General features: G+C 49.7%; 9 protein-coding genes. 4 read left to right on the top strand and 5 right to left on the bottom strand.

Annotated elements, in window-relative coordinates:
* Nucleotides 1-444: 444 nt before the first annotated feature.
* The gene (locus QVE43_RS08640; RefSeq protein WP_288006122.1) at nucleotides 445-1551 is read right to left on the bottom strand and encodes a Glu/Leu/Phe/Val dehydrogenase; all 1107 of its coding nucleotides are present in this window, start codon (nucleotides 1549-1551) and stop codon (nucleotides 445-447) included.
* A gap of 164 nt (nucleotides 1552-1715) precedes the next feature.
* Between QVE43_RS08640 and QVE43_RS08635 the strand changes: the two genes are divergently transcribed.
* From QVE43_RS08635 to metK, 4 genes are all read left to right on the top strand, one after another.
* Nucleotides 1716-3482, top strand: coding sequence for an ABC transporter ATP-binding protein (locus QVE43_RS08635; RefSeq protein WP_288006120.1), 1767 nt, complete (start codon nucleotides 1716-1718; stop codon nucleotides 3480-3482).
* Nucleotides 3483-3599: 117 nt separating this feature from the next.
* Entirely contained in the window at nucleotides 3600-5645 is a 2046-nt protein-coding gene (locus tag QVE43_RS08630) for a tetratricopeptide repeat protein (protein WP_288006118.1), read from the top strand.
* Nucleotides 5646-5651: 6 nt separating this feature from the next.
* Nucleotides 5652-6659, top strand: a complete 1008-nt coding sequence (locus QVE43_RS08625; protein ID WP_288006116.1) for a glycosyltransferase family 9 protein — start codon at nucleotides 5652-5654, stop codon at nucleotides 6657-6659.
* A gap of 114 nt (nucleotides 6660-6773) precedes the next feature.
* Complete coding sequence (gene metK, locus QVE43_RS08620) at nucleotides 6774-8048, top strand: methionine adenosyltransferase (RefSeq protein WP_288006114.1); 1275 nt, start codon at nucleotides 6774-6776, stop codon at nucleotides 8046-8048.
* A 74-nt stretch (nucleotides 8049-8122) separates the two neighbouring features.
* Here the strand turns inward: metK and QVE43_RS08615 are convergent, their stop codons facing one another.
* From QVE43_RS08615 to glyA, 4 genes are all read right to left on the bottom strand, one after another.
* Nucleotides 8123-8641, bottom strand: coding sequence for a hypothetical protein (locus QVE43_RS08615; protein WP_288006112.1), 519 nt, complete (start codon nucleotides 8639-8641; stop codon nucleotides 8123-8125).
* A gap of 352 nt (nucleotides 8642-8993) precedes the next feature.
* Nucleotides 8994-11825 carry an excinuclease ABC subunit UvrA gene (uvrA, locus tag QVE43_RS08610; RefSeq protein WP_288006110.1) on the bottom strand — a complete coding sequence of 944 codons (2832 nt, stop codon included), beginning with the start codon at nucleotides 11823-11825 and terminating at the stop codon, nucleotides 8994-8996.
* Nucleotides 11826-11882: 57 nt separating this feature from the next.
* The gene (gene tatC, locus QVE43_RS08605; RefSeq protein ID WP_288006107.1) at nucleotides 11883-12716 is read right to left on the bottom strand and encodes a twin-arginine translocase subunit TatC; all 834 of its coding nucleotides are present in this window, start codon (nucleotides 12714-12716) and stop codon (nucleotides 11883-11885) included.
* Nucleotides 12717-13118: 402 nt separating this feature from the next.
* Nucleotides 13119-14396, bottom strand: a complete 1278-nt coding sequence (gene glyA, locus QVE43_RS08600; protein WP_288006105.1) for a serine hydroxymethyltransferase — start codon at nucleotides 14394-14396, stop codon at nucleotides 13119-13121.
* Nucleotides 14397-14792 lie beyond the last annotated feature (396 nt).

The following is a 14792-nucleotide window of genomic DNA, read 5'->3' as shown; positions in this document are numbered from 1 at the left end:
AAGTTGCGTGAGGTGAGAGATAACATGCTCCGCTGCGCCCCGTTCGGAATGACAAGCCACGCTTCACACTGTCGAGGCTCTCCCTGTGTCATTTTGAGCGCCCCTTTTGTCATTTCGAGCGTAAGTGAGAAATCTCTTTTTGCTTCCTGTAGCTTGGCTTGATGAGATCTCTCACTCGCTGCGCTCGTTCGAGATGACAAGAAGCGTGGGGTTCGGAATGACAAGCTGCGCCCCGTTCTGAAGTAACCAAAAAGACGGCTTGGCTTAAAAAGAGATGTTTGCTGCATGCGACACGAGAAGAAGGTGAGCCGGAGTTGCTTTAGTGAGATGCCTGGCTGTACTGCGTTTCGTCCGGCATGGCAAAACAAAAAAGAGCGGCGCCGTGGCGCCGCTCCGAACCCCTATGAACAAACAGGCATGTGCACGCGGCACATACCCGCTTGCTTATATACGGCCCTTGATCTTGGCAGCGTTCTGTATGCGCTCCATTGCAGTGCGCAAAGCTGCTTCGTGTGTGGTGATATTTTCTTTCTCTGCTTTCTCGAAAAGAGCCAAAGTATAGTCGTAGATGCGCTGGGTCTGCTCATAGGCGCGCTGCCGGTTATAGGCAGGCAATGCTATTTCGGTGTACACATTGATGATGCCTCCGGCATTGATAAGAAAATCAGGAGCATACAAAATGCCTTTTTCTTGACACATCTTTGCATGCCGCACTTCGTCTTCCAACTGGTTGTTGGCTGCCCCGGCAATGATGGCGCACTTCAGGCGTGCCAATGTATTGTCGTTAATGGTAGCTCCCAAAGCACAAGGGGCATAAATGTCAATGTCGAGGTCGTAAATGCTGTCAGGGTTTTCTATTACCTGAGCCCCTTTCTCTTGTGCGGCTTTCAGGCGGTCTTCGTAAATGTCGCTTACGAACACCACCGCCCCTTCTTTCACCAAATGCTCAATCAGGTGAATGCCCACATGGCCGGCCCCTTGCACGGCTACACGCTTGCCTTGCAGGCTGTCGTTGCCATATACTTTTTTGGCAGAGGCTTTCATGCCCATATATACTCCATAGGCAGTTACGGGCGAGGGATCGCCACCACCACCCAAGCTTTCCGGCTTTCCGGCTACATGGGGCGTTTCCATGGCTACATACTCCATATCTTGGGTAGAAACCCCCACATCTTCGGCAGTAATGTATTTGCCGCCTAAATTATTGACAAACTTGCCGAAAGAGCGGAACAGCATTTCCGATTTATGCTTGCGCGGATCGCCAATGATGACGGCTTTACCACCACCTAAATTCAAGCCCGAGATGGCATTTTTCAGGGTCATGCCTCGCGACAAACGCAGTACGTCACGCAGTGCATCGGCTTCGTTCTCATACATCCACATACGGGTACCACCGGTAGCCGGTCCCAATACGGTGTTATGAATGGCAATGATGGCTTTGAGCCCGGTGGCTTCGTCGTAGCAAAACATCACCTGCTCGTGTTGCAACTGCTCCAGTTGAGTGAACACTGAGCTTTGCAATTGGGTGGGGGTTAGGGTATTCACATCCATCGGCTTGGTGTATAAAATTTGACTACTTTTGTGTATCTACACAGAAATTGACTGCAACAATAGGAAACTTTTTGAGTTGTAACAACATTCCTGCTACATAAAAGCGTGCGCAAGTTAGGCAACTTATTTGAAAAACACAATTTTAAATTACCATAATACAAGAAATGAAAGCACTTAAAGCACTGAATCCGTATTTATGGCGTTACAAGTGGCATCTGCTGGGTGGTGTGTTGTTCACTTTCATCTCGAACTATTTTCTCATACAGCCTGCTCCCATTGTTCGAAAAGCCTTCAACAGCATAGAGGCGCATATTGAGGCTTATCGAGCGGGCAACTTGGAAGCCGAAGCCTTTGAGCAGCAAATCATTATTTATGGGGTGCTGTTGCTGTTGATGGCAGCGGGCCGCGGCTTGTTTTTGTTCTTTATGCGGCAAACCATCATTGTCATGTCGCGTTTGATTGAATATGATTTGAAGAACGATATTTTTTGGCACTACCAAACCCTCCCGCTGGCTTTTTACCGGCAAAACAACACCGGCGACCTGATGGCGCGCATATCTGAGGACGTATCTTATGTGCGCATGTATTTGGGACCGGGCATTATGTACGGACTGAACCTGTTTTCTCTTTTTCTGATGCTCATCCCCTACATGCTGTCGGTCGATGTGAAACTGACCCTTTACACACTCTTGCCCTTGCCGGTACTTTCTACCATCATTTACTTTGTGAACAACATTATTAACAAACGTTCGGCAGAGATACAGCGTAAACTGTCGGAGCTGTCAACATATGTGCAGGAAGCTTTTTCGGGCATACGCGTACTGAAAGCATTTGCCCGGGAAAAAGACAACGGCGAGCGCTTTGCAAAAGAAAGCGATGCCTACCGGCACCAGGCTTTGAAGCTGGCACGGGTCGAGGCACTGTTTTATCCGGCCATCTTGGCATTGATTGGTCTTAGCAACATCATTGTAGTGTATGTAGGCGGCATAGAAGTAGCCGCCGGCAATATTACCAAAGGCAACATTGCAGAGTTTATTTTGTATTTAAACATGTTGATTTGGCCCGTTACCTCTTTGGGTTGGATTACCAGCGTCATTCAGCGGGCGGCGGCTTCTCAAGAGCGTATCAATGAGTTTTTAAACACGCATACCACCTTGGTTTCGCGCCGCCATCTGCGCCCCGAAGTGAAGGGCGATTTACGCTTCGAAGAGGTGAGCTTGGTATATCCCGAATCGGGCATTAAAGCACTCGATAAAATAAGTTTTCATGTACCTGCCGGAGGGAAGTTGGCAATTTTGGGCACCACCGGTTCCGGGAAAAGTAGCATTGCCAACCTGATTTGCCGCCTTTATGACCCTACCGAAGGGCGTATTTTACTGGACGGAGTAGATTTGCGCGACTATGACCTTACTTATCTTCGCAGCCAAATAGGCTATGTGCCGCAGGATGTCTTTTTGTTTTCGGATACTATTGCCAACAACATAGGTTTTGGCATGGACGAGGCACCTGCCGAAGCCATAGAGGAAGCAGCGCGCCGTGCCGATGTGTATGATAACATCATGGATTTTCCGAAGGGATTCAGCACCATACTGGGCGAAAGAGGCATCACACTTTCAGGCGGGCAAAAACAGCGGGTATCCATCGCACGGGCATTGATTCGCAAACCCAAAATATTGATATTGGATGACTGTCTGTCGGCAGTGGATACCAATACGGAACACCGTATTTTGGAAAACCTGCGCGAGGTGATGGAAGGGCGCACCAGCATCATCATTTCCCACCGGGTATCTTCTGCCAAACTCGCAGACCAAATCATTGTGCTGGATGAAGGGCGCATCGTAGAGCGTGGAACACACGACAGCCTGATGCAAGCCGGCGGCCTCTACAAACAGCTTTATGAAAAGCAATTGCAGAGCGAAGAAACTTTATAAAAGTGCTTTTGCACTTCTTTGGCAAAATATTACACAAGCTGCATTGTTTGACAAAATTTATTTGCATAAATTATAAAATACTTGTTTTATGCAGCTTGAATGAGTTTTAATAAATGTATGCTTCGTCGTCTTTGTTTGCTTTGCACATTCATTTTGAATTTATGGATGGGGGGCGTGCCGGCCCGTGGGCAGCAATCAGTAGAAGATAGTCTCTTGCAGCAGGTACCTAAGCTGCGCTCAGAGAAGGAAAAAACCAAAGTTTTCTTGCAATTGGTAGAGACTGTCGAAGCAGACAGTTTGAAGCTGTACTATGCCGATCGTGCTTTCTTGAGCGCTCAAAATGCCCACAACGACAGCCTCGTAGCGCGTACGTGTTTTATCTTGGGCTATTTATTGCAAGACACTCCTTTCAAGCAAGAAGCCGAAAACTACTACCTGCTGTCCATAGAGAAAGCCCAAAAGATGGGGTGGCGCGATTTCCTTTACTCGGCTCATGCTACCTTGGCTGTTTTTTACAACCGTATCGGTATTTATGACAAGGCGCTCAAGCATCATTATGAAAGCCTTAAGCTGGCAGAGCTCTCCGGTGACTCGTCAGAAGTGGCGGCTATACGTAACGACATAGCCATGGTGTATTCCAACCTTGGCAAGCACCGCGAAGCCATTGACTTTTACAAGCAGGCGTTGGCTACTTATGAGCAGCAAAAAGATACAGCCAGCATGGGCACCACGCTCAACAACTTGGGCATAGAATACATGGAAATAAAACAGTATGACCAAGCCATTGAAACCCTGCGCCGCGCTGCACTCTTTTATGAAAAGAGTGGCAGAAGCCACATGCTCTCTTACCCTTACAACAACCTTGGTGACATCTATCTTGCCTTGCACGACTATGACAAAAGCTTTGCCTACTATCAAAAAGCACTGGAAATAGACCGGCAAAACCAAGATGACTTTGGCGTAGCCATTGGTTATTTGAGCCTGGCAAAGGTATATTATGCCCGCGAAGACTACCACAGCGCACTTTTGCTTTTAGGTAAAGCCATTCCCTACTTTGAACAGCACCAAGCCGCCGAGTACCTGCTCGAAGCCTACCCCTTGGCTATAGACTGCTATCGTAAGCTGGGAAAGTACGAGCAAGCCCTGGAGTATTACGACCTCTATACGCGTTTGAAAGAAAATGTGCTCTCGCAGGAAAAGCTGGAATACAGCGAAACAGCCCGCTTCGAATATGAATCGCAATTAAAAGCACAAAAAATCAAAATACTTGAGCAAGAAAAATCAATTGCACAGCTCAAAGAGCGCCAACAGCTCTACTTGAACTATATACTGGGCGTGGTGCTGCTTTTTACCGGCGGCATAGGCATACTCTACTATCGTCGCTACGTTCACAACAAGCAGCTGCGCCAAGACTTGGAAAAGCAAAAAGCCATCATCGAAGAGAAAAACCACCACCTTTTGCAGCTCAATCAAACGAAAGACATGCTTTTCTCCATCATCTCGCACGACATTCGCAGCCCACTCAACTCACTGGTGGGATTCCTCGATGCCATCAGTGCACAAGCAGACTCTTTCGGCAAAGAAGAAATGGTTATGCTGCTGCGCCGCCTTTCCTCTTCGGTTTATGGATTGCGCGAACTCATCGACAATCTATTGGTATGGGCGCGCAGCCAAGCCGACGGCATTCACTTCATCCCTGCCGCTTTTGACCTCACCCATACGATAGATAGCATCATTGCTCTTTTCCGGCAAAATGCAGCGCAAAAAAGAATCCATATCCATACTGAGGTTTCGTCTTCCCTGCCCATAGTAGCCGATCCTCAAATGACCGCCTTCATCATACGGAATTTGTTGTCCAATGCACTAAAATTCACCCCAAGCGAAGGGAATATTTGTCTGCGCGCTTACATACAAGACGGCAAGTGCTATATACATGTGAAAGACAGCGGCATAGGCATTCCCCCGGAAGACATTCCTAAGTTGTTTAAGAAAAATGAAATTTATTCGCGCAAAGGCACCAACGACGAACGGGGCACGGGTTTGGGGCTGAAACTGGTCTATGAGTTTGTCAAACAGCACAACGGCACCATAGAAGTGCAAAGCGAAGAAGGCAAAGGCACCGAGTTTATCGTAACTTTGCCCACCAACCCATCAGTTGCATAAATTGTCATGAATAAAATACTGGTTATTCAAACTGCCTTTATTGGCGATGCCATTTTGGCTACTGCCCTGCTCGAAAGCCTGCACGCTGAATATCCCCAAGCAGAAATTGATTTTCTGGTGCGCAAGGGTAATGAAGGGCTTTTCCACAAGCACCCGTTTTTGCATGAGCTTATTGTCTGGAACAAACAAACAGCCAAATACAAAGATTGGTGGCGAATACTCAGGCATATACGCCGGCGCCGCTACGATGCGGTCATTAATGTGCAGCGCTTTGCCGCCACCGGCTTATGGACTGCCCTCTCGGGAGCAACCTTCACTGCCGGCTTCAATAAAAACCCTTTGTCTTTTGCCTTCACCCACCGTGTGGCACATCACTTCAATCGTGGCATGCACGAAATTGAGCGTAACCACCGGCTGATAGCCCCCTTAGTCAAGCAAGAGACGCCCCTGCGCCCCCGTCTTTATCCTTCGGCTGACGACTATGCCTGCGTTGCCCCCTACCAAAGCGCCGGTCCCTATATATGCATAGCGCCGGCTTCTGTATGGTTTACCAAACAGTACCCCGCGCACAAATGGATTGCCTTTATTCAAAGCTTGCCCCCATCTCTAACCGTTTACTTGCTGGGCGGTCCTGCTGACAAGGCCTTGTGTACACGCATTGCTGCCGCCGCAGGCACACGTCCCGTTTATAATCTTGCCGGCGAGTTATCATTGCTTCAATCGGCGGCTCTTATGCAAAAAGCGGTGATGAACTACGCCAACGATTCGTCACCCCTGCATCTGGCATCGGCTATGAATGCGCCTATCACAGCGGTGTATTGCTCTACGGTTCCCGGCTTCGGCTTTTATCCTGTTTCCGGGCAAAGCCATATAGTGGAAAGCCAAGAGAAGCTTTCGTGCCGTCCTTGTGGTATTCACGGACACAAGCAGTGCCCCAAAGGGCATTTTCGCTGTGCCGAGAGCATACAAACCGCACAATTGAGTGCCTGCCTGCCGGCTCTTCCCTCATCCTAAAAGGCAGGGTATAAGATGCCGGCTTTATTTTGAAGCACTTATGCACAAAATCTTTAACTTTGACACACATTTTTTAAATTTCATCCTTCAAACACCATTTAAAAACTGAAATCTATGGGATACTTATTCACCTCCGAGTCTGTATCTGAAGGGCATCCCGATAAAATTGCAGACCAAATATCGGATGCCATTTTAGACGCCATGCTCATGCAAGATGCAGATTCGCGCGTGGCTTGCGAAACCCTTGTCACCACCGGGCTGGCCGTGATTGCCGGTGAAGTAACCACCAAAGCCTATGTGGAAATCCCGGATGTGGTGCGCGAAACCATCCGCCGCATTGGTTATACCAAACCCGAATACCGCTTCGATGCCGATTCTTGCGGTGTCATCGTCACACTGCACAGCCAATCGCCCGACATTGCCCGCGGCGTAGATGAAGGTGAAGGAAAAGACCAAGGAGCCGGCGACCAAGGCATGATGTTCGGCTATGCCACCAATGAAACGCCCGAGTACATGCCCATGGCTTTGGCTTTTGCCCACCGTCTGGTAGAACGCCTGGCTTACATTCGCAAAAATGAACCCCAACTGATGCCCTACCTGCGCCCCGATGCCAAAGCACAGGTAACCATTGAATATGGCGACGACAACAAGCCGCGCCGTGTGCACACCATCGTGGTATCGACCCAACACGACGAGTTCGACACCGACGAGAATATGCACCGCCGCATCACCGAGGATGTGAAAAAATATGTGATTCAAGAGGTCATCCCCGCCGAATATCTGGACGGGCAAACCATCTTCCACATCAACCCCACCGGCAAGTTCGTCATTGGTGGTCCTCATGGTGATGCAGGACTCACCGGGCGCAAAATCATCGTAGATACTTATGGCGGCAAAGGGGCACATGGTGGTGGTGCCTTCTCGGGCAAAGACCCCTCGAAGGTGGACCGCAGTGCGGCTTATGCCACCCGCCACATTGCCAAAAACCTGGTAGCTGCCGGCGTAGCCGACGAAGTGCTGGTACAGGTGTCTTATGCCATTGGTGTAGCACAGCCTGTATCTCTGACCGTGAACACTTTCGGCACAGCCAAAGTAAACAAAAGCGATGTGGAAATAGCGGCTATAGTAAAGGAACTGTTCGACTTGCGCCCCAAAGCCATTATCGAACGCTTGGGCTTAAAGAACCCCATCTATACACCTACGGCTGCCTATGGTCATATGGGACGCACACCTTATGAAGCAGAAGTGGATATGTTTACCGTGGAGCTGGTAGAAGACGAACACGAGAAAAAAGAAATCCGCCGTAAAACCAAGAAAAAAGTCGAATTCTTCACCTGGGAAAAACTCGACTATGTCGATAAAATAAAAGCGGCATTTGGCTTGGCTTAATCGCAAAAAACCAAAGGGCTCTTTTCGAGAGCCCTTTTCGTTTTTCCGCTGTTTGTTGATGACCGCCTGCGCGTTTACTCTTCGTCTTCGAGCAGTTCTTCGCTCAACTTGTTTTTTTCTATCTCATTGCCTTGCTCATCTACAAAAACGGTCAACACCTGTGCGCCTTTGCGCAGGCGTAGCTTATATACAGGTGCTTTGGAAGTATCTTTAAGCGACCATGTTTTGGAACCGCCCTTCAATTCAAAGCCTTCATAACGGGCGGCTGCCGCTGCTACCGAAGCAGGCAGCTGGTCGGCTTTGTAATAAGAGCTGGCAGACAAAGCCTTGCCATTGGGGCGATAGCGTGCACGTGTACGCACGCCATCATAGTCGAACACGGCTACTATCTTGCCTCGTTCTTTGTCATTTTTGTTTACCCACTTGTGCCCTTCCCAACGAATGACAGACACAGCGGGAAAAAGCGCCGCGTGGGTGTTTTTCACTTCTGCGGGCACTTCGCTTTCATTCAGTACTTTTACGCCCATTTTTTGTGCCTGCACACTCGCGGCACTAACAAGCAAAACCAAAAGCAGTTGCAACATTTTTTTCATAGTCTTCCTCCTTTTAATGAAACTAAACCTTAGACCCCGCTAAAGGGGGCGAAGGTTTAATGGGGAAAGAAAAATATTTGAGCATACCAACTTCAAGGTACTTTTGACAGTCTTTATTTCGTATGGTTCAGGCGCTACAAGACACACCTTGTCATTTCGAACCGAACGCAGTGAGGTGAGAAATCTAATTCCTTCAAGCTTCAAGCTGCCAAAGAAGCAAAAGAGATTTCCCGCTTACGCTCGAAATGACAAAAACGAAGTGCTCGAAATGGTAAAGAAGGAGCACACAAAATGACAATAGGGGGCGACAATATCCAAGAGGAAAGCGCTTGCTTATCCCCACCTCTATTGCTTACTTCCCGGCAAACTGCCCCTGTTTCAGCTCCATACGCAAGAAGCGTCCCGTGTGGCTGTGCGGATGAGCTGCCACTTCTTCGGGGGTGCCTTCGCAAACGATGGTGCCTCCTTGAGCACCGCCTTCGGGTCCTAAGTCTATGAGGTGATCGCACACCTTGATCACATCGAGGTTGTGCTCTATGATAAGCACCGTATTGCCTTGTTCTACCAGGCGGTTGAGGAAATCGAGCAGGCGCTCAATGTCTTGAAAGTGCAGGCCGGTAGTAGGCTCGTCGAGAATATAAAAGGTGTTGCCAGTGCTTTTGCGCGCCAGCTCCGTTGCCAGCTTGATGCGCTGCGCTTCGCCGCCCGACAAGGTGGTGGCCGGCTGCCCCAAGGTAAGGTAGCCTAGCCCCACTTCGTTGAGCACAGTCAAGTAGCGGGCTATCTGTGGGTGGTTTTCAAAAAAGGTGGCAGCTTCTTCTATGGTCATATCCAGCACGTCGGCAATGGATTTGCCCTTGTATCGCACTTCGAGCGTTTCGCGGTTGTAGCGCTTGCCTTTGCACACATCGCAAAGCACCTGCACGTCGGGCAAGAACTCCATTTCGATGGTTTTCACGCCGGCGCCCCCACAGGCTTCGCAGCGTCCCCCTTTTACGTTGAAAGAGAAACGCCCGGCTTTATAGCCGCGTATTTTGGCTTCGGGCAGGTCTTTAAACAAGTTGCGTATATGGGTAAATACGCCCGTGTAAGTTGCAGGATTGGAACGCGGCGTACGTCCGATGGGCGCTTGGTCTATTTCTATGACCTTGTCGATATGCTCCAAGCCCTCGATGCTGTCGTAGGGCAGCGGGTCGCGCTGCGAGCGGTAGAAGTGCTTGCGCAAAATAGGAAATAGTGTATGATGAATGAGGCTTGACTTGCCGGAGCCCGACACGCCCGTGATGCCTATCATGGTGCCCAGCGGGAAGCGCACGGTGAGGTCTTTGAGGTTATGTCCACGTGCGCCTTTCAGTATCAACATTTTGCCATTGCCACGCCGGCGCTTGGCCGGCACTTCTATTTGCCGCTCGCCTTTCAAATAGAGCGCCGTGGCACTGCGCGGGTTGTCCATTACTTCTTGGGGGCTGCCCTGCGCCACCACTCGTCCTCCATGGCGCCCGGCGCCCGGGCCTATGTCTATGAGGTAATCGGCTGCCAGCATCATGTCTTTGTCGTGCTCTACCACAATGACCGAGTTGCCTATGTCGCGCAGGGCTTCCAAAGCACGAATGAGCTTTTCGTTGTCGCGCTGGTGCAAACCGATGCTGGGCTCGTCGAGCAGGTAAAGGACGCCCGTCAGTTGGGTGCCTATTTGGGTGGCAAGGCGGATGCGCTGGGCTTCACCGCCCGACAGTGTGCGCATGGGGCGGTCAAGGGTGAGGTAATACAGCCCCACATCCAAGAGGAAATGCACACGCTTGCTGATTTCTTTGAGTACTTCTCCGGCAATGAGGCGCTGCGTGGGGTTCAGGCGTCCGGGCAATTGGCTTAGCCATGCATCCAGTTGATGCAGGTCCATGGCAGCCACTTCGGCTATGTTCTTGCCGTCTATTTTGAAATACAAGGATTCTTTTTTGAGGCGTGCGCCTTGACATTCAGGGCAGGGCTCGCTCACTACAAACTCACCGACGAAGTCGCGTATTTTGGTGGTTCCTTCTTGCAATTGGCGTTCCAAGAAAGGAATGATGCCTTCGAAGTCGGTTTCCCACTCTTCACCGGGATATTTTTTTGACGGCACCGCTACCTTTTCTTTTGAACCGTAAAGCAAGATATTGATGACTTCTTCGGGTAGTTTTTTGACGGGGGTCGTCAGCTTATAGCCGTGTTGTTTGAGTATGCCGGCTATTTTTTTGAAAATCCATATGTCGCGGTATTCGCCCAGCGGGGCAATGGCGCCCAGTTTAATGCTCAGGTCCGGGTCGGGAAAGATGGCTTCGCGCGGAATGTGTTCTATCACGCCCAAGCCTTCGCATTTGGGACAAGCCCCATAAGGCGAGTTGAAAGAAAACATGTTGGGTGCCGGGTCGTCGTAGGCAATGCCCGAATCGGGACACATCAGGCGCTTGGAATAAAAGAAAGGGTTGCCCGCCTCATCGATGACCAGCAACAAGCCGTTGCCTTCTTTCAGTGCCTTACGTACCGACTGACTCAGGCGGTGGCGGTCGTCTGCTTTGGGACGCAGACGGTCAATGACCAGCTCTATATCATGGATTTTATAGCGGTCGAGTTGCATCTTGGGCTCTATGTCGCGTACTTCGCCATCTACACGCACTTTGGTGTAGCCACTTTTTTCAAGTTTCTTGAACAGTTCGCGATAGTGCCCTTTACGCCCCCGCACCAAAGGGGCAAGCAGTTGTATTTTTTGCCCGGCAAAGCGCTCCAGTATAGAGTTGGTGATTTGCTCTTCGGACTGCCGCACCATTTTCTTGCCGGTCACATAAGAGTAGGCTTCGGCGGCACGGGCATACAACAGGCGCAAGTAATCATATATTTCGGTGGTGGTGCCTACCGTAGAGCGCGGGTTGCGTGAAGTGGTTTTCTGTTCTATGGCAATCACCGGGCTGAGCCCTTCGATGCTGTCCACATCGGGGCGCTCAAGCGTGCCCAGAAAATTGCGGGCATAAGAGGCAAAGCTTTCCAGATAGCGGCGCTGCCCTTCGGCATAGAGGGTATCGAATACCAAAGAAGATTTGCCGCTGCCGCTTACGCCGGTTACCACTACCAAACGGAAACGGGGTATTTCAATATCAATATTTTTCATGTTGTGCACACGGGCACCACTCACACGAATAAACTGCTCCATTGCTTTGTTTTATGTTGCCTTCCGCTTAAACACGCTCGCCGGCAATCGGGTTTTTTTTCAGGCATCACGCTTTTGCAATACTTCTTGCCGTTCTTCTTTCTTCTTTACGAAGCCCGCAATGAAGATACTGATTTCATAGAGTAAAATCAGCGGCAAAGCCACAATAATTTGGCTGAAAACATCGGCAGGCGTAATGATGGCTGCCACCACGAAGATAACCACGATGGCGTGACGCCGGTAAACTTTCATGCTTTGGGCGCTCACAATGCCCGCCTTGGCAAGGAAATAGATGAGTATGGGCAGTTGAAACAAGAGGGCACAGCCCAGCACCAAGGTGAGCATGGTGGATACATAAGAGATAATGTCAAACTCGTTGATGATGGAAGGATCGAGTGTATAGTTGGCTAAAAACTGCACCGAAATGGGTGTCAGTATGTAATAACCAAACAAAGCACCGCTAAGGAAAAGAATGGACACCACCAATACCACACCGGTAGTTACTTGCCGTTCGTTTTCATACAATCCGGGGCGCACAAAACGCCACAGTTCCCAAAACACATAAGGGAAGGCAATGATTAAACCAATAACAAAAGAAGAGGTCAGGTGCATGAGGAACTGCCCCGCCATTTTACGGCTTTGCAGTGTAAAATTCAGTTTGTCGAAGCACAGGGCGGGCGAGTCGAGCAGCTGCCCCAACTCACACAATTTGCGGTAGGTCCAGAAATCGAGGCGTGTGGGTCCCAGTACTATCTTGCCGAAGAAGAAATCTTTATAGGTGAAGGCTACTACCGTAAATATAGCAATTGCCACCAACGAGCGAATCAAATGCCAGCGCAGTTCTTCGAGGTGGTCTATGAAGCTCATTTCTTTGTCATCCACAGGCTTTGCCATCGGTTGTGCTCTTTTTTTGAAAGAACAAATCTACATGCTAAATCAGGAATTTACAATTACACCTCCGGGACCGGCAAAACAGTTGCTGTTTTTCTGCTGTACTCAAAAGGGCAAGGCAAAAGGCGGCTTGTCATCTCGAACAGAGCATAAGCGCAGCTTGTCATGTCGAATCTCACACAGTGAGGTGAGAAATCTAAAGCCCACCAAGTCGGCTCTTTGCAGCTTGTCATGTCGAACGCAGTGAGACATCTCGCCAAAGCAAGCCACAAGATTTCTCGCTTACGCTCGAAATAACAAAGGATACTCGAAACGACAAAAGGAAAGTGCTTGAAACGGCAAAGACGAGTGGGGAAATCTACACCAAGGCACCACATGCGGCGCCTCGGTGTGTGTACAATTTATTTACCAGCTAAACAGCGGGAACTGCTGCATGAAAGTATGCACTTCTTGTTTGATTTGCTCAAGTGCTGCGTCGTTGTCTGCATTTTGCAGGCTGCGGTCTATCCAATCCACAATTTGCTCCATATGTTCGGTACGCAAGCCGCGGGTGGTGATGGCAGCTGTGCCCACCCGTATGCCCGAGGTCACAAAAGGCGATTGGGTATCGAAAGGCACCATGTTTTTATTCACGGTAATATCGGCTTTGCCCAAGGATTCTTCTGCTTTCTTGCCGGTAATGCCTTTGTTGCGCAGGTCTATGAGCATGAGGTGGTTGTCTGTGCCGCCGGAAATGATTTCGTATCCTCTTTTCATAAAAGCGGCCGCCATGGCTTGTGCGTTGTCGCGCACACGCTGCACGTAGGCAGCATATTCATCGGTGAGGGCTTCATGGAAAGCCACCGCTTTGGCTGCAATCACATGCTCGAGCGGTCCGCCTTGGGTGCCGGGGAACACAGCGCTGTCGAGCAGCGATGACATCATACGCAGGTTGCCTTTCTTGTCTTTGATGCCAAAGGGGTTTTCAAAGTCATGACGCAGCATAATCATGCCCCCACGTGGTCCCCGCAGGGTTTTGTGTGTGGTGGTGGTCACGATATGACAATGCTCGAGCGGGTCGTTGAGCAGGCCACGGGCAATCAAACCGGCCGGGTGCGAAATGTCTGCCAACAACAAAGCCCCTACACTGTCGGCAATGGCACGCAAGCGGGCATAGTCCCAGTCGCGCGAATAAGCCGAAGCACCGCATATGATGAGCTTGGGACGCTCTTTATGCGCAATTTCCTCTACTTTGTTCCAGTTGATGCGTCCGGTTTCAGGTTCTACCCCATAAAATGAAGGCTGATAGAGCTTGCCGGAAAAGTTGACGGGCGAGCCATGTGTCAGGTGCCCTCCGTGTGCCAAGTCGAAGCCCAGAATTTTGTCGCCGGGCTTGAGTACTGCCAGCATCACGGCGGCATTGGCTTGTGCGCCGGAATGCGGCTGCACATTCACCCAAGTAGCCTTGAACAATTGCTTGGCGCGCTCGATGGCTAAGGTTTCTACTTCATCTACAAATTGGCAACCTCCGTAGTAGCGCTTGTAAGGCAAGCCTTCGGCGTACTTGTTGGTGAGCACGCTGCCCATGGCTTGCATCACCTGCTCCGAAACGAAGTTTTCGGAAGCAATGAGCTCAATACCGCTCTTTTGGCGGTTTTCTTCTTTGGCTATAAGGTCGAAAATAGCTTGGTCGCGATGTGTCATAAATCACAAGAAATTGAAGGGTGAAAGAAAAGGTGTCGTTGTGCCAAATATACGGCAGCTAAAGAGTTGGCACAAATTTAAAAAGACGTTCAGGCTGTTTGTTTTTTAAAGTGAAAAAATGCTTTTTCTTGCTTTGTCGTTTCGTACTTTCTTGCTTGTCTTATATCATTTTACCTGTCTCTTTTTTAATCGCCTTCTCCTTTGTCCTTTCGATTCCACCCTTTGTCATTTCGAGCGCAAGCGAGAAATCTCTTTTGTTTCTTGTGGGTTGGATTGATGAGATCTCTCACTCGCTGCGCTCGTTCGAGATGACAAGGTGCAAAGAGCAAGCTCCGATTGATGAGATTTCTCACTGCGCTCCGTTCGAAATGATAAACTTTGCTTTTTCCGCTACAA

The sequence above is a fragment of the Thermonema sp. genome, from assembly GCF_026003375.1.
Classification (GTDB): domain Bacteria; phylum Bacteroidota; class Bacteroidia; order Cytophagales; family Thermonemataceae; genus Thermonema; species Thermonema rossianum.
This window is presented reverse-complemented; position numbering and strand designations above follow the sequence as displayed.